The 25,856-nt window shown below is 48.1% G+C and carries 23 protein-coding genes and 1 pseudogene; 11 read left to right on the forward strand and 13 right to left on the reverse strand.

The genetic code is table 11. The features are described 5' to 3' along the window. Positions 1-27 precede the first annotated feature (27 nt). Positions 28-1,302: a phosphopyruvate hydratase gene (eno, locus tag ABJO30_11000; GenBank protein MEP3233345.1), complete on the reverse strand. Its 1,275-nt coding sequence runs from the start codon at positions 1,300-1,302 to the stop codon at positions 28-30. A gap of 251 nt (positions 1,303-1,553) precedes the next feature. Between eno and ABJO30_11005 the strand changes: the two genes are divergently transcribed. Next, positions 1,554-1,859: a hypothetical protein gene (locus ABJO30_11005; GenBank protein MEP3233346.1), complete on the forward strand. Its 306-nt coding sequence runs from the start codon at positions 1,554-1,556 to the stop codon at positions 1,857-1,859. A gap of 4 nt (positions 1,860-1,863) precedes the next feature. Here ABJO30_11005 and kdsA read toward each other — a convergent pair whose 3' ends face one another. From kdsA to tpiA, 5 genes and pseudogenes are all read right to left on the reverse strand, one after another. After that, on the reverse strand, positions 1,864-2,718 hold the full coding sequence (gene kdsA, locus ABJO30_11010) for a 3-deoxy-8-phosphooctulonate synthase (GenBank protein MEP3233347.1): 855 nt from the start codon (positions 2,716-2,718) through the stop codon (positions 1,864-1,866). Beyond that, the gene (locus ABJO30_11015; protein MEP3233348.1) at positions 2,715-3,563 is read right to left on the reverse strand and encodes a VOC family protein; all 849 of its coding nucleotides are present in this window, start codon (positions 3,561-3,563) and stop codon (positions 2,715-2,717) included. Before ABJO30_11015 ends, kdsA begins: the two co-directional genes overlap by 4 nt. Before the next feature lie 6 nt (positions 3,564-3,569). Then, the gene (locus ABJO30_11020) at positions 3,570-5,198 is read right to left on the reverse strand and encodes a CTP synthase (protein ID MEP3233349.1); all 1,629 of its coding nucleotides are present in this window, start codon (positions 5,196-5,198) and stop codon (positions 3,570-3,572) included. Positions 5,199-5,421: 223 nt separating this feature from the next. Next, positions 5,422-5,697: pseudogene (secG, locus tag ABJO30_11025) on the reverse strand (preprotein translocase subunit SecG). Positions 5,698-5,848: 151 nt separating this feature from the next. Further along, the gene (gene tpiA, locus ABJO30_11030; GenBank protein ID MEP3233350.1) at positions 5,849-6,598 is read right to left on the reverse strand and encodes a triose-phosphate isomerase; all 750 of its coding nucleotides are present in this window, start codon (positions 6,596-6,598) and stop codon (positions 5,849-5,851) included. Between the two features lie 257 nt (positions 6,599-6,855). On the opposite strand from tpiA, the gene ABJO30_11035 reads away from it, so the two are divergent. From ABJO30_11035 to glp, 7 genes are read left to right on the forward strand one after another with little or no spacing between them, the layout of a single operon-like run. Continuing rightward, positions 6,856-8,766 (forward strand): SurA N-terminal domain-containing protein, encoded by a 1,911-nt coding sequence (locus ABJO30_11035; GenBank protein ID MEP3233351.1) that lies wholly within the window; start codon positions 6,856-6,858, stop codon positions 8,764-8,766. Between the two features lie 4 nt (positions 8,767-8,770). Next, positions 8,771-10,285: an anthranilate synthase component I gene (gene trpE / locus ABJO30_11040; protein ID MEP3233352.1), complete on the forward strand. Its 1,515-nt coding sequence runs from the start codon at positions 8,771-8,773 to the stop codon at positions 10,283-10,285. 2 nt (positions 10,286-10,287) lie between these two features. Further along, a complete protein-coding gene (locus ABJO30_11045; protein MEP3233353.1) occupies positions 10,288-10,878 on the forward strand; it encodes an aminodeoxychorismate/anthranilate synthase component II in 591 nt (196 codons plus the stop codon). Between the two features lie 12 nt (positions 10,879-10,890). Beyond that, positions 10,891-11,907, forward strand: coding sequence for an anthranilate phosphoribosyltransferase (gene trpD / locus ABJO30_11050; GenBank protein MEP3233354.1), 1,017 nt, complete (start codon positions 10,891-10,893; stop codon positions 11,905-11,907). After that, on the forward strand, positions 11,904-12,710 hold the full coding sequence (trpC, locus tag ABJO30_11055) for an indole-3-glycerol phosphate synthase TrpC (protein ID MEP3233355.1): 807 nt from the start codon (positions 11,904-11,906) through the stop codon (positions 12,708-12,710). Before trpD ends, trpC begins: the two co-directional genes overlap by 4 nt. Positions 12,711-12,720: 10 nt before the next feature. After that, positions 12,721-13,206: a cyclic pyranopterin monophosphate synthase MoaC gene (moaC, locus tag ABJO30_11060; GenBank protein MEP3233356.1), complete on the forward strand. Its 486-nt coding sequence runs from the start codon at positions 12,721-12,723 to the stop codon at positions 13,204-13,206. A gap of 3 nt (positions 13,207-13,209) precedes the next feature. Further along, a complete protein-coding gene (gene glp / locus ABJO30_11065) occupies positions 13,210-14,406 on the forward strand; it encodes a gephyrin-like molybdotransferase Glp (GenBank protein ID MEP3233357.1) in 1,197 nt (398 codons plus the stop codon). A gap of 167 nt (positions 14,407-14,573) precedes the next feature. On the opposite strand, the gene ABJO30_11070 is transcribed toward glp, so the two are convergent. After that, positions 14,574-15,347 (reverse strand): SapC family protein, encoded by a 774-nt coding sequence (locus ABJO30_11070; GenBank protein MEP3233358.1) that lies wholly within the window; start codon positions 15,345-15,347, stop codon positions 14,574-14,576. Between the two features lie 237 nt (positions 15,348-15,584). On the opposite strand from ABJO30_11070, the gene lexA reads away from it, so the two are divergent. Continuing rightward, positions 15,585-16,301, forward strand: coding sequence for a transcriptional repressor LexA (gene lexA, locus ABJO30_11075; GenBank protein ID MEP3233359.1), 717 nt, complete (start codon positions 15,585-15,587; stop codon positions 16,299-16,301). 3 nt (positions 16,302-16,304) lie between these two features. Here lexA and ABJO30_11080 read toward each other — a convergent pair whose 3' ends face one another. Beyond that, entirely contained in the window at positions 16,305-18,524 is a 2,220-nt protein-coding gene (locus ABJO30_11080) for a ComEC/Rec2 family competence protein (GenBank protein ID MEP3233360.1), read from the reverse strand. Positions 18,525-18,668: 144 nt separating this feature from the next. On the opposite strand from ABJO30_11080, the gene gltX reads away from it, so the two are divergent. Both gltX and gltA read left to right on the forward strand, forming a co-directional pair. Then, on the forward strand, positions 18,669-20,090 hold the full coding sequence (gene gltX, locus ABJO30_11085) for a glutamate--tRNA ligase (GenBank protein ID MEP3233361.1): 1,422 nt from the start codon (positions 18,669-18,671) through the stop codon (positions 20,088-20,090). A gap of 274 nt (positions 20,091-20,364) precedes the next feature. Continuing rightward, positions 20,365-21,660 (forward strand): citrate synthase, encoded by a 1,296-nt coding sequence (gene gltA / locus ABJO30_11090; GenBank protein MEP3233362.1) that lies wholly within the window; start codon positions 20,365-20,367, stop codon positions 21,658-21,660. An 81-nt stretch (positions 21,661-21,741) separates the two neighbouring features. Here gltA and lpxB read toward each other — a convergent pair whose 3' ends face one another. The 5 genes from lpxB to lpxD all read right to left on the reverse strand — a co-directional run. Further along, positions 21,742-22,893 carry a lipid-A-disaccharide synthase gene (lpxB, locus tag ABJO30_11095; GenBank protein MEP3233363.1) on the reverse strand — a complete coding sequence of 384 codons (1,152 nt, stop codon included), beginning with the start codon at positions 22,891-22,893 and terminating at the stop codon, positions 21,742-21,744. Further along, the gene (lpxI, locus tag ABJO30_11100) at positions 22,893-23,759 is read right to left on the reverse strand and encodes a UDP-2,3-diacylglucosamine diphosphatase LpxI (GenBank protein MEP3233364.1); all 867 of its coding nucleotides are present in this window, start codon (positions 23,757-23,759) and stop codon (positions 22,893-22,895) included. Before lpxI ends, lpxB begins: the two co-directional genes overlap by 1 nt. Positions 23,760-23,764: 5 nt before the next feature. Beyond that, positions 23,765-24,565 (reverse strand): acyl-ACP--UDP-N-acetylglucosamine O-acyltransferase, encoded by an 801-nt coding sequence (lpxA, locus tag ABJO30_11105; GenBank protein MEP3233365.1) that lies wholly within the window; start codon positions 24,563-24,565, stop codon positions 23,765-23,767. Positions 24,566-24,587: 22 nt separating this feature from the next. Continuing rightward, a complete protein-coding gene (fabZ, locus tag ABJO30_11110) occupies positions 24,588-25,058 on the reverse strand; it encodes a 3-hydroxyacyl-ACP dehydratase FabZ (GenBank protein MEP3233366.1) in 471 nt (156 codons plus the stop codon). A gap of 31 nt (positions 25,059-25,089) precedes the next feature. Then, positions 25,090-25,856 (reverse strand): UDP-3-O-(3-hydroxymyristoyl)glucosamine N-acyltransferase (lpxD, locus tag ABJO30_11115; protein ID MEP3233367.1); only part of this gene is annotated, 767 nt, incomplete at its 5' end.

Here is a 25,856-nt window from a genome sequence, read left to right on the forward strand (position 1 = left end):
TTTTGATCGGTCAAGTGTTTGAAAGAATTATACTTTCAAGCCACCTCGGCCTGGATAAACGGCTTGTGGGCCCAACTCTTCTTCAATACGAATCAGCTGATTGTATTTAGCCATTCTGTCTGAGCGAGCAAGAGAGCCCGTTTTGATCTGACCGCAATTGGTTGCAACGGCAAGATCGGCAATTGTGTTGTCTTCTGTCTCGCCAGAACGGTGTGACATAACCGCTGTAAAGCCAGCACGTTGCGCCATGTTCACCGCATCCAAGGTTTCTGACAGCGTACCGATCTGGTTCACTTTCACGAGGATTGAGTTGCCACAACCTTTTTCGATGCCGTCTGCAAGACGGATTGAATTGGTTACAAACAAGTCATCACCAACAAGCTGGCAACGGTTGCCTACTTTTTCGGTCAAGATTTTCCAACCATCCCAGTCATCTTCGTCCATGCCATCTTCGATTGAGATGATTGGGTATTTGTTGACGAGGTTTTCTAGGTAATCAGCCATTTCAGCAGAGTTGAGCGTTTTGCCCTCACCGCTAAGAACGTAATTGCCATCTTTGTAATATTCTGATGAGGCGCAATCGAGAGCCAAGCAAACATCATCACCCGGTTTGTATCCGGCTGCTTCAATCGATGTCATGATGAAATCAAGCGCTTCAACTGTTGAGCCGATGTTTGGTGCAAATCCACCTTCATCACCCACATTGGTGTTGTGACCAGCTTTGCTGAGGCCTTTTTTGAGCGTGTGGAAGATTTCTGAACCGATACGCACTGCATCCGCAATGGATGTGGCGCTTACAGGCATGATCATGAATTCTTGAATGTCGATTGGATTATCAGCATGTTCGCCACCATTGATGATGTTCATCATTGGAACCGGCATCACGTGCGCTTGTGTGCCGCCAATGTAACGGTATAGCGGAAGTGCGGCTGCTTCTGCGGCTGCTTTCGCAATTGCCAATGATACGCCCAAGATTGCATTGGCGCCGAGGCGGCTTTTGTTTGGTGTGCCATCAAGGTCAATCATAATGCGGTCGAGCTTGATTTGATCTTCTGCATCAAGGCCGCTTAGGGCTTCGAAGATTTCAGTATTTACAGCTTCAACGGCTTTGGTGACGCCTTTGCCCATATAACGGTCGCCACCGTCGCGAAGTTCTACGGCTTCGTGTGCGCCTGTCGATGCACCTGATGGTACAGCGGCGCGGCCCATAGAGCCATCTTCGAGAACGACGTCAACTTCTACTGTTGGGTTGCCACGGCTATCAAAAATTTGGCGGGCGGAAATATCTAAAATTGCGGTCATCGAGAGGTCCCAGCTAATCTAAAGTTGAAAGAGATGATCTGTCCTATCGCATGGTTGCAAATAATAAAAGTGCTTTGGCGGTAATTGATTGAATCACGATCATTGATAACGCGAAAAAGTATTAGTTGGAATAAACGTGATGAGAGCGTGTTTGTAATTTCTTCCGAATACCCCCACTTTAGGTTCAAGCGATGCAACGGCCTTACCAAGGCACTAAATTTTGCATCTTAGAAATTTGATTGGAGAATATCATGCGGAAAACCACACTTGTTTTAGCAACAACACTTATCGCTGGCCTTGCATCTCAAATGCCTGCTTTTGCTGGTGGTTATGGTGGAGGCAGTGCATTGGGGCAGAACCCAGAGCTATTCATTACAATTGCTGAGCGACAGCAGATTATAAAACTTTACCGCGAGAAAGGCATTAAGCCATTCCCAGGTGACGCTAATCAAAAACTTGGTGTTGAAGCCATCGAATGGCAAATCCGATACCAAGATCGCCAAGCCGCACGCAAGCAAGGCCGTAAATTGGGTTACCGTACTAAGTCAAGAAAATAGAACTTTAAGTCGCGAAGGAGAATGTGTTTTTCTTCGCGACATCATCCAGTGCTTTTAAGCTCGTCAAAAGCGCTTCCATCTGATCAAGCGGCACCATGACGGGGCCATCCGATGGTGCATTATCTGGGTCTTCGTGACATTCCATAAACAATCCAGCAACACCAACAGCGACGGCTGCACGGGCTAGAACGGGCACAAATTGCCGTTGTCCGCCTGATGAGCCACCAAGACCGCCTGGTTGTTGAACCGAATGCGTCGCGTCATAAACAACAGGCGCACCCGTTTCTGCCATCGTTGGCAATCCTCTGAAATCAGACACAAGCGTATTATAGCCAAAGCTGGTGCCACGGTCAGTGAGCAAGACGTTGTTGTTGCCGCTTTCGATCACTTTTTGAATGACGTTTGCCATATCCCAAGGGGCTAGGAACTGCCCCTTTTTGATATTCACAATGCAATTAGTTTTTGCTGCCGCAATGAGCAGATCTGTTTGGCGACAAAGAAAAGCTGGGATTTGCAGAATATCGACAGATCCATCCAGCGCCGCGCATTGTTCTTCTGTGTGAACATCCGTCAATACGGGAATGTTGAAGGTTTTGCGGACTTCTTCAAAAATGGGAAGAGCAGCCTCAAGACCAATACCGCGTTTGCCGCTTAAGCTGGTGCGGTTTGCTTTATCAAAGGATGCTTTGAAGACATAACCAATGCCAAGCTTGTCGGCCATGGTTTTGATTTTTTCAGCAAGCATCATTGTATGATCGCGGGTTTCCATTTGGCATGGGCCGGAAATCAGAACGAAGGGCGCTGTGTTGTCGAATGATACATTGCCAGCTTCTACGCGTGAATTTGGTGCTTGGGTCATGCGAGCGTTGTCTTTTCTGTAAACTTCATGGTGACGCCCTGCCCTTGTGCAGGTGCGACTACAATAGTTCCTTCTTCACTATCAAAAGCTATTCCAGCTTTTTCAAGGCAATCGGCTACTGCTTGGACGGAAGTGGCAGAAAAGGTAACGCTTGATGCTTGCAATGGCTTATCACCTTTATGAAGGGTGATGAGACTGTTTGGCGTTGTTAAAGCGTAACGGTCATTGCCTATGCTTTCAAATTTGGCACCAAAGGCGTGGTTTAGGTATGCAAGCGCGTTTGGTATGTCGTTGGAGACAAGGTCTACACCAATGGTTGCCAAGACCGTGTTGGGATGGGCTGGTGCTGTTTTGATTTTTGCCACGACAGCTGGGTCGCCTCGCCATTCGCAGGTGAAAAGACCGAAGGCTGGAGAACTAGGGTTCATGCAAAAGGTAAGCGCAACGTTTAGCGTGTCTTCACTGCCATCTGGATGGATTGCCTTGCGCGAAAATTCAAAGTTACCCGCTCCCACTTCGTAAGGCGGTGTAAAACTCTTCCGATCTTCTTCAGAATCATTCGTTTGCAAAGAGAGTGCAGCGAGGCCATCATTGCCAACTATCTCACGGAATTTAGCATCAAGCATGACAAAGCTGTTTTGTTTCGCATATTGCGCTGCCAAAGCCTCATCATAAACGGCCACTGGTTCGAGATAGACGCCATTTTCAATGAACACGCAGCAGTTTGATGTGCCAAACGGATGGATGCCATCTTTGTTGACTGAGAAGCCGAGTGCTTCATAGCGTTGACGTGCAATGTCTAGGGAAGAAACCGGCAACACAAGATGATCTAAACCGCGTATCATTGGCTGTTACACCAATCTGCTTTGAACGAGCGCTGCTTCAATAAATGAAGAAAACAACGGATGCGGTTCTAATGGACGGCTTTTTAGCTCTGGGTGATACTGCACGCCGACAAACCACGGGTGGTCTGTGCGCTCAACAGTCTCAGGCAAAATGCCGTCAGGTGATAGGCCAGCAAAAACAAGGCCTGCATCTTCAAGCGTTTCTTTGTAGCCCACGTTCACTTCATAACGATGGCGGTGGCGTTCAGAAATTTCGTTGGCGCCGTAAATTTCAGCAATTTTGCTATCAGCTGCCAAGCTTGCAGGATAAGCACCAAGGCGCAAGGTGCCGCCCATGTCGCCGTCATCTTGGCGTTTTTCAAGTGCGTTACCACGGGTCCATTCGGTCATAAGACCAACGATGGTTTGACCGCCATTTTCAAACTCTGACGATGACGCATCTTCAATGCCAGCAAGATTGCGCGCGCTTTCGAGAACGGCCATTTGCATGCCGTAGCAGATGCCGAAATACGGAACATTGTGCTCGCGCGCATATTGGACAGCTTTGATTTTACCTTCAGCACCACGCAGGCCAAACCCGCCAGGAACCAAAATGCCATGCACATTTTGAAGGTGATGAATGGGATCGTCTTCTTCGATGGTCTCAGAAGAAATCCATTCCAAATTGACTTTGGCTTTGTTGGCGATTCCGCCATGGGTCAATGCTTCAATCAGAGATTTATAAGCATCATGCAGATCAACATATTTACCCACGATTGCGATTGTTACTTCGCCCTCAGGGTTTTTCATGATGTTGCAGATATCTTGCCAAGGCTTCAAGTCAGGCTCTGGAGCATCCTCAATGCCAAACGCATTGAGTACTTCTTGGTCGAGGCCAACATCGTGATAAGTCAAAGGCACTTCATAGATGCTGCTTGCGTTCAACGCTGGGATAACGGCGGACTCACGCACGTTACAGAACTGAGCCAGTTTTGCGAGTTGTCCGCGCGGTATCTCACGATCACAGCGCACAAGCAGGATGTCAGGTTGAATGCCGATAGAACGCAGTTCTTTCACAGAGTGCTGTGTTGGCTTTGTTTTCAACTCACCAGCACTGGCAATATACGGCATCAATGTAAGGTGAATATAGATTGCCTGCCCGCGCGGCAAATCATTGCCAAGCTGTCTGATCGCTTCGAAGAAAGGCAAAGCCTCAATATCGCCAACTGTACCGCCAATTTCGCAAAGCACGAAGTCGTATTCTTCGTTGCCATCAAGCACGAAGTTTTTGATCATGTCAGTCACATGCGGAATAACTTGCACTGTCGCGCCCAAATATTCGCCGCGGCGCTCTTTGCCGATGATTGATTGATAAATTTTGCCAGTGGTGATGTTATCTTTCTTGTTCGCAGAGCGCCCCGTAAAACGCTCGTAGTGACCAAGATCGAGGTCAGTTTCTGCCCCATCATCAGTTACAAAGACTTCGCCGTGTTGAGTCGGGCTCATAGTGCCTGGGTCAACGTTTAGATAAGGGTCGAGTTTCCGCAGTCGGACTTTATAGCCGCGTGCTTGTAGCGCTGCGCCAATAGCAGCTGAAGCAAGACCTTTTCCAAGCGAAGAAACCACGCCACCAGTGATGAAAATATACCGTGTCATGGGCTTGCAGATTACCGTTATGGAGATGAATGCCAAACATATTTATCGCTAGGGGAAAGTTTTCCCCTGCGAAGTTGATGTTAATCGAGAAAGTCTTCGCTAAATTGCGAAACGATTAGTTGCCAGTTGGCACCTGTGGGCCTTCATTATTCGTTGAAGGCACTTGCGGTGCTGGCGCAGTTGAGCTGCTATCACTTGGTGTGCTGATTGGAGCGAGTGGCTGAATTGTGCCATCGCCACTACCGCCAGGAACACGATCTAGAATAGAAGAACCGCCGTAGTTGCCAATAATAGTCAACGTAATTGATGTTAGGAAAAACAACGTTGCAAGAATTGCCGTTATGCGGGTCATAACGTTGCCGCTACCACGACTTGTAAAGCCGCCACTGCCGCCGCCGCCGCCAATACCAAGCGCGCCGCCTTCAGAGCGCTGTAGCAAAATGACACCAGCCATAATGACCACGATGACCAAATGAATAACGATGAGTACCGTTTCCATGCGCTTTAGTTCCTAATCTTTGTAATTCGTTGTTCTATAATCTGCGCTACACATAGCGTTTGATGGGTTGCCTTACAAGACTTGTCGCTGTTTGACCAGCTAAAACTCATCAAAAAGTCTTCGCGCTAATTTGTTAAGTGCCAGTTAGCGGTTAGCCTAGATAGCTCTTTGCGATGCCAAGGAAATCATCTGCTTTAAGACTTGCACCACCAACCAAGGCTCCATCAACATTTTCAACGCCCATAAGTTCGCTCGCATTTGCTGGTTTAACGGAGCCGCCATAAAGGATGTTAAAGTCAGCGCCACCATTACCAAATCGCTCAACCAGCGCTTTTCTGATCGCCGCGTGAATTTCGGCAACATCGTCTGCTGTTGGCGTTAGGCCCGTGCCGATCGCCCATACTGGTTCATAAGCAATGATGGTTGTTTGTGCTGTTGCATTGTCTGGAACGGATGCTGAGAGTTGGCCTATAACCACTTCTTCTGCTTTTCCCGCTTCCCGCTCATCTTTGGTTTCACCAACGCAAATGATGGCTCTGGCCCCTGCTCTGTTGGCAGCTTCTGCCTTTTCTCTCACAAGTTCACTTGATTCTCCGTGGTCCGCACGGCGTTCTGAGTGGCCGACAATAATGGCACTTGCGCCGCTATCAAGTAGCATCTCAGGCGACAAATCACCTGTATGAGCACCACTCACATTCACATGACAATCTTGCGCCCCTAATGATACCGCGCCGCTTGTTGATGCTAAAGCGCTCAGTAAGGTTGCTGGTGGGCAAATCATTAGGTCAACCACGGCTTGCAAGCTACTATCATATTGGCTTTGCATCGCCTCGAATTCAGCTTTCGCAGATTTCAGGCCATTCATTTTCCAATTGCCTGCAACGAGTGGTTTGATAGACATATATTTGCTCCTCACTGATTATTCATATTTCGGTTTATCAGAGCGCAGTATGCAGTCAATTGCAATTGTTAAAGCCGCTTCATCTCCAACAGTTTAGGTGTTGTTTGGGTTGATATTAGGGTAAATGCGAAGAAAAACGTAAAAGTTACACATCGCAGACCTCAATAATCCAAAATTTACGCCATAAGCGCTTGCGACAAGAAGCGTTGGTGAATAATGTCGCGCAAACACGTTTAAAGACAAAGGTAATACGTCAAATGCTTACATTTCTGCGAAGTGCTGCTGGAACTTGGATTGCAAAGATTCTTTTAGGCCTCCTAATTGCAAGTTTTGCTGTTTGGGGCATTACCGGTGCATCGTTCAATTTCGCGTCAGGTAATTTGGCAACTGTTGGTTCCGTGACAATCAGCAGTACAGACTTTCAACGCCAGTATGTTGGTGAAATCGGTCGTTTAAGCCAGCAGTTTGGCCGTCGCCTAACGTCGCAGCAGGCGCAACAGTTTGGTATCGACCAACAAGTATTGGGTCGCTTGATTAATCAAGCAGCTCTTGATGACCGTGCCAATGAGTTCGGTGTTGGTATTTCTGATGACCGTCTTGCAGAAGAAATTTTGAAAGATCCGGCATTTTTGGATGGAGAAGGTAATTTTAGCGCGGGCCGCTATCAGCAAATTCTTTATTCCAACCAGTTTACCGAGAGCCAGTTTTTGGAAGAGCAACGCCGCACTTATTCGCGCCGTCAAATTGTTGATGCGCTGACACAAGATGTGGCTGTTCCCAATGTTTTGAAGGAGGCAGTTAGCCTTCATACCAATGAAGAACGCACGATTGAGTTCATTGAACTTGATTCTCGCGACATTCAGGCTGTTTCTGATCCTGATGACACAACACTCTCAACCTATTTCAATGAGAACAAATTGCGTTACCGCGCACCAGAATATCGCTCACTGAAATATTTGGTTGTTTTGACGTCTGATTTTGGTTGGGAAAGCAAAATCAAAGATGAAACAGCGCGTGCTTATTACGACGCTAACAAAAGCCGGTTTGAGACGCCTGAAATTCGGACAATCAGACGAATGACCTTTGATACGACAGCAAAAGCGCAGGAAGCTGCTGATAAGATCAAAGCGGGCAAGTCTTTCGATGAAGTTGCGGCTGAGTTGAACCTCACCAAAGACGATCTAGAGCTTGGGTCATCAACCAAGTCTGCTTTGATCGATCAAAAACTCGCTGATGTTGCCTTTGGTTTGGAAGTTGGAAAACCAAGTGACGCTGTAGCGGCAGACTTTGGCCAGGTGATTATCATTGTTGATGCAGTTGAAGGTGGCGGAACCCAAGGGATTGAACAATCGCTGGGCGCCATCAAGAAAGAACTCGCGGCGGATCAAAGCAATCGCGAATTATCTGCGAAGCTCGATCAGGTAGAAGAAGCGCGTTTGGCGGGTGAAACATTTGAGGAAATTGCTGAAAAGCTCAAAGTAAAACTTGTGACCGTCGCTGACGTGGCTAAATCGGGTGCATTGGCTGCGGGTGGCGAGATCGACGAAAACACGCCTGCCCTAAACAATCTGCTTGATGAAGCTTATCAAACAGATGTCGGTGTTGAAAACGATGTGATTGAAGTTGGTCGCGATGGTTATCTTTGGTTTGAAGTAACCGATGTTAAAGAAGCGCGCGATCAAACGCTTGATGAAGTTAAAAGCCAAGTTGTCGCTGATTGGGTAGCTGTTGAGACGGACAAAGCCGTTGCCGCTGAGGCAGACCGTATTATTGCTAAGATGAAAGAAGGCCGCGCCATTCAAGCGCTCGCTCTTGAAGTTGCAAAAGAGGTTCAAACGGTAAGTGGTGTTAAACGCGGAGAGCCTGCTAACGGTCTAAGCGGCCCAGCCGTTGCCCTCGCCTTTAATGGTGCTGAAGGCTTTGTTACGACTGCCGTAGGTGATCGAGCAACCCAAGTGTTTGTGCTTCATATCAAAGAAGTAAAAGTACCAAAGGCTGAAGCCACAGAAACTGGCACTGAGCAAGTTCTTCAAGCAATCCAGAATGATGTGATTGAAACTTACTTAGTGCGCGTTAGAAACCGTGAAGGTACAAGCATCAACGCTGAAGCCATAGCTCTTGCAACCGATCTTGACCGCCAGCAGCATGGTGGTGGGCACAACTACTAGTACAATGTTTGAACCGTCAAAACCTGAATTCACTCAGCGCTTCTCAAAGGGCGAAAGCCAGCTCGTTTACACGCGTCTGGTAGCTGACCTTGAAACACCCGTATCCGCGATGTTGAAACTTTCAACATCGCGCGAGAATTGCTTCTTGTTGGAATCTGTCGAGGGCGGTGCGAACCGTGCTCGATATTCTATCATTGGTGTCGATCCTGACATCGTGTTTCGTGCCTTTGGTAATGAGGCTGAAATCAATCGGGAAGCACTGACCAATTCGCAAGCTTTCTCGCCTTGCGCGCTTCCAACCTTGGATGCCCTGCGTGAGCTGGTGAGTGAATCGAATATTCCCCTACCAGAGACCTTGCCTCCAATGGCGGCCGGCGTGTTTGGTTATCTCGGCTATGACACGATCCGATTGATTGAACATTTGCCGGATATCAATCCCGACCCAATTGGCGCGCCTGATGCCATCATGATCCGTCCGACGGTGATCGTAATTTTCGATAATGTAAAAGACGAGATCATTGTTGTTACGCCTGTAAGAAACAACGGCACTAGCGAGGACGCTGATCGGCTTTATGAAGCAGCAATTGATAGATTGCGTACAGTCATCGACCAATTAGATGGACCGATTGACCGCTCTGCTATTGGTGGCGAAGCTGATTTTGAAATCAACATTTCATCCAACACTGAAAAAGCCGACTATTTGAACATGGTCGCTCGGGCCAAAGACTATATTGCCGCAGGTGATATTTTTCAGGTGGTGCTTGCTCAGCGTTTTGAGGCTGAATTCACCCTGCCGCCGTTCTCACTATACCGCGCGTTACGTCGCACCAACCCTGCCCCTTATTTGTTTTATCTGAAATATGATGGCTTCTCCGTCGCTGGTTCCAGCCCTGAGATTTTGGTTCGAGTGCGCGATGGTGACGTAACTGTGCGGCCAATTGCGGGCACCCGTCCACGCGGTGCGACGAATGCTGAAGATAAAGCCTATGCGGATGACCTACTAAGTGATCCAAAGGAATTGGCCGAACACCTTATGTTGCTTGACCTTGGGCGTAATGATGTTGGTCGCGTTTCTGAAATTGGCTCTGTAGAAGTGACTGATAAATTCTTCCTCGAATATTACAGCCACGTCATGCACATTGTCTCAAACGTCAAAGGCCGATTGGCTGATGGTCACGATATGATCGCAGCCCTTGCTGCTGGTTTTCCTGCGGGCACTGTCTCGGGCGCACCTAAAGTGCGGGCGATGGAAATCATTGACGAACTGGAACACGAAAAACGCGGCATCTACGCTGGTTGTGTTGGGTATTTCACAGCTGACGGCGATATGGATACCTGCATCGTACTTCGCACCTCCATTGTCAAAGATGGCAAGATGTATGTGCAAGCGGGCGCGGGTATTGTTGCCGATTCTGATCCTGAGAGTGAATTCCAAGAATGCGTCAACAAAGCGAAAGCCCTGTTTAGAGCAGCAGAAGAAGCCGTTCGTTTTTCTAGTCAATCATCGCGGGGGCAATAGCTATGAGCTTTTTGGTCATCGATAATTACGATAGCTTCACATACAATCTGGTTCATTATTTGGGTGAACTTGGCGCTGAACTTGATGTTCGCCGTAATGATGCGCTTACAGCTGATGAGGCTTTGGCGTTAAAGCCAGAAGGCATCATTTTGTCACCTGGTCCTTGTTCCCCCAATGAAGCTGGCATTTGTCTTGAGTTGATTGAAAAATCAGCGGGTCGGGTTCCGATCCTCGGGGTTTGCTTAGGCCATCAATCCATCGGCCAAGCCTATGGTGGCGATATTGTTCGTTCGAACAGTTTGATGCATGGCAAGGTCAGTGCCATTAGCCATGAAGGAATCAGCGTCTTTAAAGGCCTGAACGGGCCTGTGAACGTCACGCGCTATCATTCCCTCACCATTGACCCGAAATCCGTGCCTAATGACCTTGTGGTCACGGCCAGTGCTGATGATGGCACCATTATGGGTGTGATGCATCGCCATCACCCTGTGCATGGCGTGCAGTTTCATCCAGAAAGCATTGCGTCCGAACATGGACATCACATGTTGCGTAATTTCCTCGATATTGCGAAAACAGTGTCTGAGAAAGTTTAAGGGGCAATTTCCATGTCTGATCTAAGGCCGCTAATTGGCAAAATCGCTACGGGTGAAAGCCTCAGCCGCGAGGAAGCTAAGCAAGCGTTTGACATTATGATGTCTGGCGAGGCGACACCTTCCCAAATTGGCGGGTTTTTGATGGCGTTACGGGTGCGCGGTGAAACTGTTGATGAGCTGGTCGGCGCTGTAACTACTATGCGCTCCAAGATGACTGTTGTTGATGCGCCTGACGATGCTGTTGATATTGTCGGTACAGGCGGTGATGGTTCTGGCACGTTTAATATCTCTACCGGATCAGCCTTCGTGCTTGCTGGCGGCGGTGTTCCGATTGCGAAACATGGCAATAAGGCAATGTCGTCAAAGTCTGGCGCTGGTGATGTTCTAAGTGCGCTTGGGCTTAACTTGGAAGCGGATGCTGACGCGATTGCTCGTTGTATCCGTGAAGCGGGAATCGGCTTTATGTTCGCGCCGAACCATCATGCGGCAATGCGTTTTGTCGGCCCTTGCCGCGTTGAATTAGCCACTCGCACGATTTTCAATCTACTCGGCCCCATGTCCAATCCCGCCAATGCTTCGCGTCAAATGATTGGCGTGTTTTCAGCAGAATGGGTGCGCCCAATGGCTGAAACATTGCAAGCGCTCGGTTCAAAGCATGTTTGGGTTGTTCATGGTGATGGCGGACTGGATGAGATCTCAATTTCTGGCCCGACAAAGGCCTGCATCTTAAAAGACGGCGAATTGACTGATGCAATTCTAAACCCGTCTGATGTTGGTATTACAACTGCCCCGCTTTCTGCCATTAAAGGTGGGGATGCTGCTGTTAATGCGGAGGCACTAAAGGCTGTACTTTCGGGCGAAACAAGCGCCCATACTGACACCATCCTGCTTAATGCAGGTGCTGGCTTTGTTGTTTCTGGTAAGGCTGACAACTGGGCGGACGGCGTGGCACTTGCGCGTGACAGTATTGCGTCTGGCCGTGCCATGGGTGCGCTCAATAAACTCGTTGAGGTATCAAACGCGTCATGACTGACATTCTAAAGAAGATCGAACTTTATAAGCGTCAAGAAATTGAGGCGGCAAAAGCCATTGTCTCGCTGGATGATTTGAAGGCGAAAATTACGGATCAAGAAGCACCGCGTGGGTTTCTAAAAGCATTGGATGCCAAGAAAGACGCCGGTGAATACGGTCTGATTGCTGAGATCAAGAAGGCAAGCCCGTCCAAAGGTTTGATCCGACCAGATTTCGACCCGCCTGCCCATGCGCGTGATTATGCGACCGGTGGCGCTGCGTGTTTGTCTGTCCTCACTGATGGCCCGTCTTTCCAAGGCGCGCCTGAGTTTCTAATTCAAGCGCGTGAAGCCTGCTCCCTGCCCGCGCTTCGCAAAGATTTTCTTTATGAGACCTATCAAGTTTATGAGGCCCGTGCGTGGGGCGCTGATTGTATCTTGATCATCATGGCCTCGGTCACGGATGATGAAGCGGTAGCACTTGAAGACAAGGCATTTGAACTCGGTATGGATGTGCTGATTGAAGTGCACAATATGCCGGAACTTGAACGTGCGTTGAAATTGAAATCGACAATGCTTGGTATCAACAATCGCAATCTCAAAACCTTTGATGTGACGCTCAAAACCTCAGAAGAATTGGCGGCGGCTGTGCCTTCCAACATGCATTTAGTTGGAGAGAGCGGCATTTTCACAGGCGAAGACACGGCGCGAATGGAAGCGGTTGGTATTACAACCTTCCTTGTCGGGGAAAGCTTGATGCGCCAAGATGATGTTGCGGGAGCGACGAAAACGCTTTTGACCCGACAAACAGTTACGGCTTGAGGCAATTTCTATGAACGGCAAAAGCGATCATCTCACACATATTGATGGCGACGGCACGGCCAACATGGTTGATGTTGGCTACAAAGAAATCACAACGCGTACCGCTCGGGTTGAAGGCGCTGTTATCATGCAGCCTGAAACGCTGGCCCTTATCGTGAATGGTGATGCGAAAAAGGGTGATGTCATCGGCACCGCTCGTTTGGCTGGTATTATGGCCGCAAAGAAAACATCTGACCTGATCCCGCTTTGTCATCCTTTGGCGCTTACCAAAGTGGATGTTGATATTAAAGCAGATGATACCCTACCCGGTTTGCGTGTTTCAACAATGGCGAAATGCAGCGGACAGACGGGTGTTGAAATGGAAGCGTTGACAGCGGCAAGTGTTGCCTGTCTCACCATCTATGACATGGCGAAAGCCGTTGACCGCTCCATGACCATTACGGGTATCAAACTCACAGAAAAAAGCGGCGGTGCTTCCGGCGATTTTAAGGCGTAGCCCATGTTGTTGCCAGTTAAAGAAGCCCTGACACGCGTTTTATCTGCTGCAAAAACCACTGATATTATTGAACTTCCTTTGCATGATGCAGACGGCATGGTGTTGGCAAGCGACAAGATTGCCACCCGTAATCAACCGCCTTTCGCAGCCTCAGCTATGGATGGCTATGCGGTGCGCCATGCAGATCTAAGTTTAGATCAAGCGCTCACTGTTATTGGTGAAGCTGCTGCTGGTCATGGTTTTGGTGGTGAAATAGGCTCTGGCGAAGTAACGCGCATCTTTACAGGTGCACCGCTTCCAACGGGCGCTGATACCATCCTCATTCAAGAAGATGCTGTGCGTGAGGGTGATGCTATCACGCCGACAGAAATCCCGCCGCTAGGTGATTATGTGCGCCCCGCTGGTTTCGACTTCGCGCAAGGGTCTGTGCAACTTAAAGCTGGGACATTGCTTGATTTCCGTTCGCTATCCCTCGCTGCAAGCCTGAATGAGCCCACACTGCCTGTGCACAAGCGACCTGTGGTTGGTATCTTATCCAATGGTGACGAACTTGTTCAGCCAGGTGAAACGCCGTCGGCTGATCAAATCATTTCGTCGAATTCGTTTGGTGTTGCAAGCCTTGTGCGCGCCAATGGCGGCATACCTGTTGATCTTGGTATCGCGAAGGATGACAAAACCGCAATTTCTCAAGCACTTGATAAAGCACGCGAGTTAGGCTGCGATATTATCACCACATTGGGTGGCGCGTCGGTTGGTGAACATGATCTGATCAAAGATGCTTTTGGTGAGCGCGGCGTTTCGCTTGATTTTTGGAAAATCGCCATGCGCCCTGGCAAGCCGTTTATGTTTGGGCGTTGGGGTGATGATGTTTTGGTGCTAGGTATGCCCGGCAATCCGGTCTCAAGTCTGGTGTGTAGCTTGCTGTTTTTAAAACCGCTTTTGTTACAAATGCAGCAACGTGACCCAAGTTACCCGCTTCAAGAAGCTGTTGTTGGTGCGCCGATGTCAAAGAATAGCCAGCGTGAAGGGTATTTGCGTTGCCATGTGCAAGAACAAGGCAACCAACTGGTCGCAACCGCTTTTGATAATCAAGATAGCTCACTGCTCTCGGTTCTTAACAAAGCCAACGCCCTGCTTATCCGTCCACCCCATGCGCCCGCCGCTCAAGCTGGTGATACGTGCATGATCATGCGGTTCTAAAGCATTTCAATTGAAGCCGTTCAGCTTTCTATGCCCCAAGAATACAAAAAGCCCGCCTTGGACAAAGCCATTAAAGACGAGCTTTATGCTTTTGTAGCAAAACGAAATGAGGCAGGCGGCGCTCCAACGAATTTCTAGGCGCGGCCAGCCAATTTCAATCTACGAGATTATTCGAACAGGTTTTTCCATGTGCCCATTGACCATAGGTGGCAATAGATCAACGAGAGAGCTCCGGATTTGCGAAGTTTGTTGAATTCTTTGTCGCTGAGCGCGTTGAATGCTTTTTCGTCAACAACGCGGAACCCTGTTACCTGCGTCTTCTTGCCATCGGGGAGCGTTGCCTCCGCCGATTGTTCTATCAAAATGCCTGTGTCATCAATTTGTTTGCACAGTATTTTGGTTTTTTGATACTCACGGTGATAAGAGACGCAAAGGTTCATAATGCCTTTAGCAATTTCAGTGCCTTCGCCGTCCTCAAAGAGTGGCTTTCCTTCATCTTTACTAATCATCGGGCTGGTTGGGTCGATCGCTAGGATTACGCTGTCGTCATCGGCGTTTTCGATTAGAATGAATGGATAACGGCGAACATAGGCTGGGAGATAAACACCCTCACGCCATTTGCCATCGTCTCCAATGAAAATATTTTCGCTTCCTGTGTATCCAGTTACAGCTAAAGGGACGGCGCCAACGTCTGAGGTGCCAAATACAATAGGATAATGACGAGCGGCTTGGGAAAATTCGACAGCTGTCAGCATGAGTGACTTGGCCTCACGCGCAAAAGAGACGTCATTGCTGTTTTCTTTTACTTTTAAATCACCATGGGCGCTGGCAGAAAGAGCCTCCACCTTGTTGTAAAACATGGGAAGCGCGGGAAGCGCGGGCGTCGCGCTCGCTTTGTCTGATTTCTTGGGCTTTTTTGGTGATTTTGGTGTTTTGGCCATGCCTAGTTTTTACCTTTTAATTCTATTTGCATTTAATCTAACACAAATTACCGATCATCAGATCAGTTTATCAACGCACTACGTTTTAAAGATTTAGACCAATTTGGACCACTCTTAGTACTTTTTCAATTACGAGGCTTATTCTTTAACGGAATATTTACCGTTGCAGAACACAACTAGAACATCTATATATGTTCGTGTTTTGTATCCATTGCAACGATTCGGGATTTACCTGCCATGCTAACTAGAAAACAACATGAGCTTTTGATGTTCATCAATGAGAGGCTCCGCGAAAGTGGCGTGCCGCCTTCCTTCGATGAAATGAAAGATGCTCTTGATTTAAAATCGAAATCTGGAATTCATCGATTGATTACAGCTTTGGAAGAGCGTGGATTTTTGCGTCGGCTACCTAACCGTGCGCGGGCCTTAGAGATTTTGAAACTACCAGAATCAGTGACGCCGGGCCTTGCATCTGCAAATCGATCAAAAGGCTTCTCTCCAAGTGTTATTGAAGGCAGTCTTGGCAAAACGCATGAACCTGCGCCTTTGCAAACATCAGATGATGGCAGTCAGGCAGTTAGCATACCTGTGATGGGCCGCATTGCGGCGGGTACACCAATTTCTGCGATACAAGAGCATTCTCATTCTATCGCCGTACCGCCAGATCTCATGGGCAATGGTGAGCATTATGCGTTGGAAGTGCGTGGCGATTCGATGATTGAAGCTGGTATTTTGGATGGCGATACTGTCATTATCAAAAATCAAAGTGCAGCAGATAACGGCGATATTGTTGTCGCATTGGTTGATGAAGAAGAAGCAACACTCAAGCGGCTTCGTCGTAAAGGGGCATCTGTTGCTCTTGAAGCGGCAAATCCAGCCTATGAAACCCGTATTTTCGGCCCTGACCGCGTAAAGGTTCAAGGTAAGCTCGTTGGTCTTGTTCGCCAGTATTAGGCTCTAGGGTTTAAACTGAGCGTGCCACGGACGTTTGATGTCTGGGATGGCTTTTTGAATTTTGAAATTAAGGAGGGTTTCGCCCTCCTTTTTTGTTTTTTGAACAAACAACTTATGCGCCCCACCCTGTCTTAGTGCTTTACGGTCTATGACCAATGCAGTGTTTGAACAGAACTTTGGTGCAGAAAGCGTCGACACAACAATGGAGGCCTTGCGGCAATCCTCATAAAAGGCCGATGGGTGTTTTACATGCGCGACTGAGTATGTGCCAGCATTGTAGATGCATCCATAATGATCGCAGTTGAAGCTTTGATGTTTCGATTTTTTTGTTCGGCTTTCTGGCAACCCTAGTGCTTGTCGCCATACCTTCGTTTCAAACCGTCCTGCCCGCGCACCGGAGACAATAAGCCCGCGATCTTTTGCAATCGCAACTGTCTTCCCGTCTTCTGAAATCAAAATATCTGGCGGCGCTAAGCTCGGCATGAAGGCGAGAATGCCGCATCCGACCGCCAGCGCAATATAGCGTAATTTGGTTTTCAATAGTGCTGCAATCATCATGATAAAAAACACGGTCGTCAGTAAAGTGGCATTGAGCTGAGGTGCTGCTGATAGCCCTCTTGAAAGTAGTTCAAACCATTCTGCTATATGCTGAATAATGACGATGCCTTGGCCCATGATGAAAAGCGGATAAGCTTCGAACCCAAACGGCATGGCGATAAGGCCGAGGAAGCCGAATGGCATTACGAGAATTGAAAATACGGGAACAGCAAGCAAATTGGCGACAAGTCCAAATGGCGCGAATTGATTGAAGTGAAAAGCTGCTATTGGCGCTGTGGCTAGCCCTGCAAGGCTCGATGTAACGACGAGACCAATGCCATAGCGTTTGAAACCATTAAACCAACGTTTCCATCTTGAGATCTTGTTTTCGTTCTGGTCGACCTTCGGCAAAAGCCACCAACTGGAAAAACTCACCAGAAACAACGTTGCCATGAATGACATTTGAAAACCTGGGCCAATTGCGGCGGCAGGTGACAGGGCTAGAATAAGGAAAGCCGCGATAGCAATATTGCGAACGCTCAATGCACGTCTCCCGCAAAGCAAGGCCAAAGCCATTATCGACACCATGATGAAAGCGCGTGTCGCTGAGATGCTTCCTCCTGAGATCGTATAATAACCAAGAGTTGTGAATAGCCCCAAGCCAATAGCAATGTCTCGGATAGGAACATCACTTGCAATGACAGACCAGCGTGCCAAACCTGCTCTTGCGGCAAACATGACAAAGGTGAAAACCAGTGCCATATGCAAGCCTGAAATTGCGAGTAAGTGCGCGATACCAGAAACAGATAAAACCCTTCTGTCTTCCTGTTTGATGGCCCCTTTTGTTCCAACCAATACAGCTGTTGCAAAGCCTGATACATTCTCCAAGTCAGACATTTTGAGCGCATCAACAACCCGCGTTTCAATTAAGTTGCGCAATCGTTCAATTCGGTTGCCAATCCCGCCTACATTCGTGCCTGTTTTTAAAATTTGTGGCGTTCCATAGATAAAGCCAGACGCACCAATCCCTTTGAAAAACATGTCTCGGCTAAAATCAAAACCTCCGGGTATGACAGGGCCAATGGGTGGCGATAGTCTGATGTTGGCCTGAATAGTGTCCCCTATTTTGATAATGGCGCTCTTACTTAAAAGGCGAAGTCTGACCTTGTTTGGTAAAGGAGTATCCAATTCTCGTTCTTGCGGTTGCACATTATTCAAAATTATACGCCGCGATCCATCAGCCCGCCGTTCAATGCTTACCACTTGTGCTTTGATGGTTTGATTGATTGAACGAGAAACGGATGGTTGTATTTTTAATGACGTGTGAAATGTTGCAGCGGTGAAACCAGCGAACAATGCTGCAAGGGCCGCAGCATAATAAAACTGCCGACCTTTATGGCGAAGAACGACGGCAACAAATCCGGTCACGATGGTTGCAAGCAAGACTGCAAAGAGTGATGGCTCTTGGGGCGCTGCGAAATAAGCAACGACGCCAAACAGAAAAACCACAGTGAACCAGATGAAAGGTTCCGCCTTTTCAACCTCGTCATGAACCTGCAATTTGCAATGAAAAGTAAGTAATTTGGCTGTCTCTATCCATTGCTGCGGCTTCGTGAAATCTTCGATAGCAAAGGGTCTGGCGCGCGTGTCCCCCCTCTTACGGCTATCTAAATTTTTTAACGCCACACCACTTACTCTCGTTACTCAACGCTATTTTGTTCAAAACACGGCTTCATTGCAAACATGCTTCGTGTTAGATGGCAACAAAGTTCATTTCCAGCGACTGCGTTGGATGCCAATATCACTCAAATTTTAGCTTGAGATCTTACAATGACCGAACAGGTAGTTACCCGCTTTGCCCCTTCACCAACTGGCTATTTGCACATTGGTGGCGCTAGAACCGCGCTGTTTAATTGGCTTTTTGCCAAGCGATACGGTGGTAAAATGCTGTTGCGGATTGAAGATACAGACCGTGAGCGCTCAACCGATGAAGCAGTCGGTGCCTTGCTTGATGGTTTATCTTGGTTAGGCCTCGATTGGGATGGTGATCCGATATCTCAATTTGCTGGTGTTGCCCGTCACCGCGAAGTGGTGGACCAAATGCTCGAGGCTGGCACCGCTTACCGCTGTTATGCAACGCCTGAAGAATTGACTGAAATGCGCGAAACCGCAAAAGCTGAAGGTCGTTCCCCAGCCTATGATGGGCGCTGGCGTGACCGTGACCCATCTGAGGCACCTGAGGGTGTGGATCCCGTTATCCGTGTAAAAACACCACAAGACGGCACAACAATTGTTCAAGACAAAGTTCAAGGCGAAGTTCGCATTCCTAACAAAGATATCGACGACTTTGTTATTCTTCGTTCAGATGGCACGCCCACCTATATGCTGGCTGTTGTGGTTGATGATCATGATATGGGTGTTACCCACATTATTCGCGGTGATGACCACCTCACCAATGCTGCGCGACAAACTGCCATTTTCAATGCGATGAATTGGGATGTACCAGTATTCGCCCACATTCCTCTCATTCACGGTGCAGATGGTGCGAAGCTCTCAAAGCGTCATGGTGCATTGGGTGCTGAGGCCTATCGCGCGTTGGGCTATCTGCCTGAAGCATTGAAAAATTATCTCGTTCGCCTTGGTTGGGCAAAGGGCGATGAAGAGATTATCACGCTTGAGGATATGATCGCTTGGTTCGGTTTTGACGGTATGAACAAAGCCGCCGCGCGTTTTGACTTTACAAAACTCGAAGCCCTTAACGGACACTATATTAGACAAGCTGATGACGGCGAGCTTATGGGGCACATTGAACGCATCTTGCCTGAGATCGAAGGTGGCGATGCGATTGCGGCGAAACTCTCAGATGATAAGCGCGCGAAAGTACAAGCAGCGCTGCCGCTTTTGAAAGAGCGTTCAAAAACCTTGATTGAATTGATTGAGGGTGCAGCTTTTGTTTATGACAGCATTCCGTTGCCTTTGACGGATAAAGCCGTTTCCATTTTGAATGACGAAGCGAAGGAACGTCTATCCAAGTTAGTTGATGAACTTGAAACTGTGCAGACTTGGAATCACGATGAGTTGGATAGCTCAGTTAGGACATTCCTTGAAGCGAACGATTTGAAGCTTGGTAAAGTTGGCCCTGCCCTTCGTTGCGCACTGACTGGTACGACCAATGCGCCTGGTATTTTTGAGGTTCTTGAACTGCTTGGCCGTGATGAATCACTTGCTCGCATCAAAGATCAATTGAATTAAATAGGGCAATAAAAAATATTTATGTTGCTGTGCAGCAAAAGCCCACATCAAGAGATGTCTTTGTTTACAACAACTTGGCAGGCCTAAGCTTAATATGATTTTATTCATAGTTTACTTTCGCCTAGTCAATTGGTTGCAGTGTATTGCCCCTGAGACCTAAATCGGGTACTCAATGGCCAACGAAAACCACGTGCAATTTCATAAACTTGTACGCTCTCAGCTAATTACGAGCCATGTCGGTTTGTTCCCTGCTGGGATTACATGGAGGATAAGAATGTCAGATAAAACAGCACAACTTAACATCGATGGAAAGAGCTTTGATTTCCAAATTAAGTCTGGTGTCATCGGACCTGATGTAATCGATATCTCTTCGTTATATGCGCAAACTGGCATGTTCACTTATGATCCAGGCTTTACGTCAACGGCATCTTGTAATTCAGAAATTACATTTATCGACGGTGGCAAAGGGCAGCTTCTACACAGAGGTTACGCGATCGAATCACTTGCAGACCATGGTGATTTTCTAGAGACATGCTACCTGCTGCTTTATGGCGATTTGCCGAATGCACCGGAAAAAGAAGATTTTGTGGAGCGGGTAACCTATCACACAATGCTTCATGAACAGATGGCGCGCTTCTTCACAGGCTTCCGCCGTGATGCGCACCCAATGGCGATTATGTGTGGTGTTGTTGGTGCTCTTTCAGCATTTTATCATGACAGCACAGACATTACAGACCCACACCAGCGTATGATTGCAAGCCTTCGCATGATCGCGAAAATGCCGACAATTGCGGCAATGGCTTTCAAATATCACATCGGTCAGCCATTCGTTTATCCGCGCAATGATTTGGATTACACATCAAACTTCTTGCGCATGTGTTTTGCTGTTCCTTGTGAAGAATATAAAGTTAATCCTGTGCTTTCAAAAGCAATGGACCGTATCTTTATTCTCCATGCTGACCACGAACAAAATGCATCGACATCAACAGTTCGTCTCGCTGGTTCTTCTGGCGCAAATCCGTTTGCTTGTATTGCTGCTGGTATTGCTTGCTTGTGGGGCCCTGCTCACGGTGGAGCCAATGAAGCTGCATTGAACATGCTTGAGGAAATTGGAACGAAAGACCAAATTCCTGAATATGTTCGCCGTGCAAAAGACAAAGACGATCCATTCCGTTTGATGGGCTTTGGTCACCGCGTTTATAAGAACTACGATCCACGCGCGAAGATCATGCAGAAGACAACCCACGAAGTTCTCGATTCACTAGGCATCAAAGACGATCCATTGTTGGAAGTTGCTATGGAACTTGAGCACATCGCGTTGACGGATGAGTACTTCATCGAGAAGAAGCTCTATCCAAACATTGATTTCTACTCAGGCATCACATTGAAAGCTCTCGGCTTCCCAACAACAATGTTTACAGTGCTCTTCGCGCTTGCAAGAACTGTTGGTTGGATTGCTCAGTGGAAAGAAATGGTTGAAGATCCATCACAGCGTATTGGTCGTCCACGTCAGATTTATTCTGGTGCAGATGTGCGCGAATATGTGCCACTCGATATGCGTGGCAAATAAGCTCCGGCTTATAATTATCTCAAGAATAAAAAACGCGCCTATATGGCGCGTTTTTTGTTTCAATATCTAAGCTTATGAAGATTATTTAATTCTATTAATCAGCAGTTTTTCCAGCACATCAATTGCCTTTTCAGCCGCAGGCCTATCATTCGCCTGCTCCATGATTTTTTGAACAGCGAGGCAAGCCTGCGTTTGGGCTTTGCGTTCTGGCGTTCCATCAAGCAAGCGGTCAAGATGGCGAGCCAGTATGTTGGGGCGCACAAACTCATCAAAGAATTCTGGAACTGCTGGATAATCCAAAATCAAATTTGGAAGGTTTGCGCTCCACGCTTTGATAAACGGGCGCAATTGTCTTGCCATCGGGTCTAAGCGATAAGTTGAAACAGCAGGAACACCTGCCATCGTCAATTCCAGACAAACAGTTCCAGAGGCTGTAAGCGCTGCGTGAGCAGATGTGAACGCGGCTTTCTTTGCATCATTGCCGGTCACGACCGTTGGCTTCACCGCCCAATCTTTGATGTGCTCGCGTATCATGCCCTCTTGGCGCTCTACGGCAGGAATTACAATGTCAAAGTCTGAACGGCGGTTTGATAGAACTTCAATCGTCCCTTTAAAGGCTGGAAGTAAGCGTTTTACTTCGCCACTGCGACTACCCGGCAAAACCAACAATGTTCGCCGTTCTCCTTTTTTAGGGATAGCGCGCGGTTCAAGGGCATGCTCACCCAGCGGATGACCGATAAATGTCGCTGGTGGTCCCTCAAGGCGCTCTAAGGCATCCGGTTCGAAGGGAAGGATCGCCAGAACGTGATCAACATAAGAAGTCATCTTCTTCGCGCGTGACGGGCGCCATGCCCAAACGCTTGGGCAAATGTAATTGATGACCAATAAATCAGGTAAAACCGCCCGAACCTTCTTGGCGACACGATGAGTAAAGTCTGGGCTATCAATGATAAACAGCACATCGGGGCGCTCATCAATGATCGTCTGTGCGGTTTGGTTGATCCGTTTCAAGATGGTAGGAAGTCTGCCAACTACGGCAGAAATACCCATCACGGCGATCTCTTCAATATCGAAAAGTGGATCAAGGCCTGCGGCGCGCATCGCCTTGCCACCAAGGCCTGAAAAATCGATGGGGCCTGAATGCCTTGCTTTAAGTGCCGTCATAAGGTCCGCACCGAGTTCATCACCAGATGCTTCACCAACAACCAAGCTTATGCGAAGGGGTCTTTTCATTATTCTTCTGCCTTATGACCAATTAGAAATACCTTGTTCTTTTTCGCAAGGTCTTTGATTTTATCACGCTCTGCAAGGAGGACAGAACCCGCCTCACCCACAATTCCTGTAAGGCCAGCCGCCACTGTATTGATGATCGTATTGGGCCCAATGGTCGGCAGATCTACGCGGCGGTCTTGGCCTGCTTTAGTCATTTTGACCAAAAAGCCGTTTTTAGGTTTTTGAGAGATGCGTTTTGATTGCCGTAAATTCGCAACCCGTTCCAACATGGCATCTGTTCCCTCAGCCCCTTCAACGGCAATGATACGTCCGTTTTCTATGACGAGCGCTTGGCCAACATCATGTTTGCCTAAATCTTTTAGGGCAGCAAGGGCCTGCGTGAGCTCTGGGATGAGTTTCTTAGGAAAGCGCGGACCAGCAAAAAGCCCTTCAGCTAGGAATAACTCAGGGGCAATCCCTTCAATATCCAAGACCGAAAAGCCCTCATTCTCGATGAGTTTTATGACCTTGCTCAAGAGGCTATCATCACCACCAGTCATCGCTGTGACAATCTTGGGCAACAGCCGCATGGTTCCAGCGTCTCCTATAATCGAAGAGAATTCAGGACGCTTAGTGATCTGCCCTAATAGGACAAGTTCGCTGCAGTTGTGGGTCTTAAAATATTTGAGAATTTTGCCAATTTCACCCCAAGTAAATGCACTTGAAGCAGCGGGGTCAAAGCTTGCTGTTGTCTCATCTTTTATGGTCGCCACAAAAAATGGTGTGTTGTTTTTTGAGAGCGCTTTTGCCAACTCATCAGGCAAGACACCACCACCAGCAACAATTCCGATGGGGTTACGTGTAGGCGGTGTGTCGTGAGCCGCCATCGTCTCTAGTCTCTACTTAGTCGAGGCATGCAAAACGCACGGTCAGAGGATGCACTGATAAAGTCTAAAACCCGCATAACTTGCGCATCTTGTTTGAGTTCATCTGTTATCTCTTCAACACGCGCGCTTAGGGTGCCTTCTTGATTTCCAAAAGCAACTTTATAAAGCTGGCGTACGGCGTGAATGCTATTGCGCTCGAATTGGTGTCGTTTCATGCCGACCAAATTGACGCCGCCTAAATATGCGCGATTGCCCAAGGCCATACCGAATGGAATGACATCGTTCTCAACACCTGCAAGTCCACCGACAAAGGCGTAGTCGCCAATGCGGGTAAATTGATGCACCGCAGAGCCGCCACCCATAATGACATGATCACCCAAAGTTACATGCCCCGCCAGCAAGACGCCGTTAGACAAAATGACGTTGTTGCCAACAACACAATCGTGAGCGACATGAGAGTTTGCTAAAAACGCGCAATTGTCGCCAATGGTGGTTTCGCTTGTTCCTGTAACTGTGCCGGGGTTTAGAGTAACACCCTCACGGATAATACAGTTTTTCCCAATAACCAGACGGGTATCTTCGTCAGCGTATTTTAAATCCTGCGGCGCAAGGCCAACAGATGTGAAAGGGTAAATCTGAGCGCCCGAACCAATCGTCGTGTTGCCCGATACGGCAACATGGCTGTGCAGGTGTGAACCGTCTCCAATCGTAACATTGCCAGATAAGTGACAAAATGGACCGATTTCAACACCTTTGCCAAGGGTCACCGTGTCTGCAATTACGGAAGATGGATGAATATTAGTCATATGACCGCTTTGCTTCTCAGAATTATTCTTCACCAGCCACTAGCATTGCACTGATTTCAGCCTCTGCCACCAACTCGCCTTCAACTTCAGCACGTGCTGCAAATTTCCAGATGTTGCGGCGCTGGCGTTGCTTTACCACTTTGAAATGAACCATATCGCCTGGCACTACAGGTTTGCGGAACTTGCCTTTATCGATGGTCATGAAATAAACCAACGAAGGTGTGCTGTTGTCACCAGCAGCAACGCAGATAGCACCCGCTGTTTGTGCCATCGCTTCAATCAACAACACGCCAGGCATAACCGGTTGGTGTGGAAAATGGCCCTGAAAATGCGGTTCGTTGATTGTGACTGCTTTTATGCCAGTCGCTGAATTGTCGCCATCAATATCTATGATCTTATCAATCATCAAAAATGGATAACGGTGTGGCAGTAGCTCCATCACACGCATAATGTCGGCGCTATCCATTGTTGTTGTATCGCTTGCGGTATCCATAATGTATTGCCTTTTTCGTCTCTATCGCTAACTAATCGCGTTTGGCTTTGTCACCTTTTACCATCCGCTTGAGCAGTTGCTGCTCTTTAAACCATTCGCGCACCGGTCGTGCCGGAACACCGCCCCATCGAGCGCCTGCAGGAACATCGCCATGCACCACGCTGACTGCGGCAATTTGCGCGCCCATACCGACGGTAACATGTCCATTAACACCCGATTGTCCACCGATTGCAACGAAATCCTCTAAGGTCGTACTGCCCGAAATGCCGACTTGGGCCACCAATATGCAATGGCGACCAACCACGACATTATGACCAATTTGAACTTGGTTATCGATCTTTGTACCTTCACCAATGATGGTGTCGCGGTTCGCGCCACGGTCTATAGTGGTGTTTGCGCCCATCTCAACATGCGACTGAACGATCACTCGTCCAATTTGCGGTACTTTCAAATGGCCCATTGCTGACATCGAAAACCCGAAACCATCTTGACCAATTTTCACACCAGGGTGAATGATAACCTCGTCACCAACTAGCGCATGTTCGATAACTGCATTGCTAGCTATGGCGCAATCTCGGCCAATTTTTACTTTGTTACCGATTTTCACGCCTGAACCGATAATGCTATTTGCACCGATCTCAACCTCAGCGCCAATGACCGCGAAAGGCTCAACGGTCACACCATCTTCTAGCTTTGCTGTCGGTGAAATGAAGGCGTGCGATGAAATTTCACCGGTCGCAATAACGGACACGGGGCGCATTGCGGCTGGATAAAATTGAGCAGCAACTTGCGCAAAAG

The organism is Hyphomicrobiales bacterium (assembly GCA_039973685.1).
Lineage (GTDB): Bacteria > Pseudomonadota > Alphaproteobacteria > Rhizobiales > JACESI01 > JACESI01.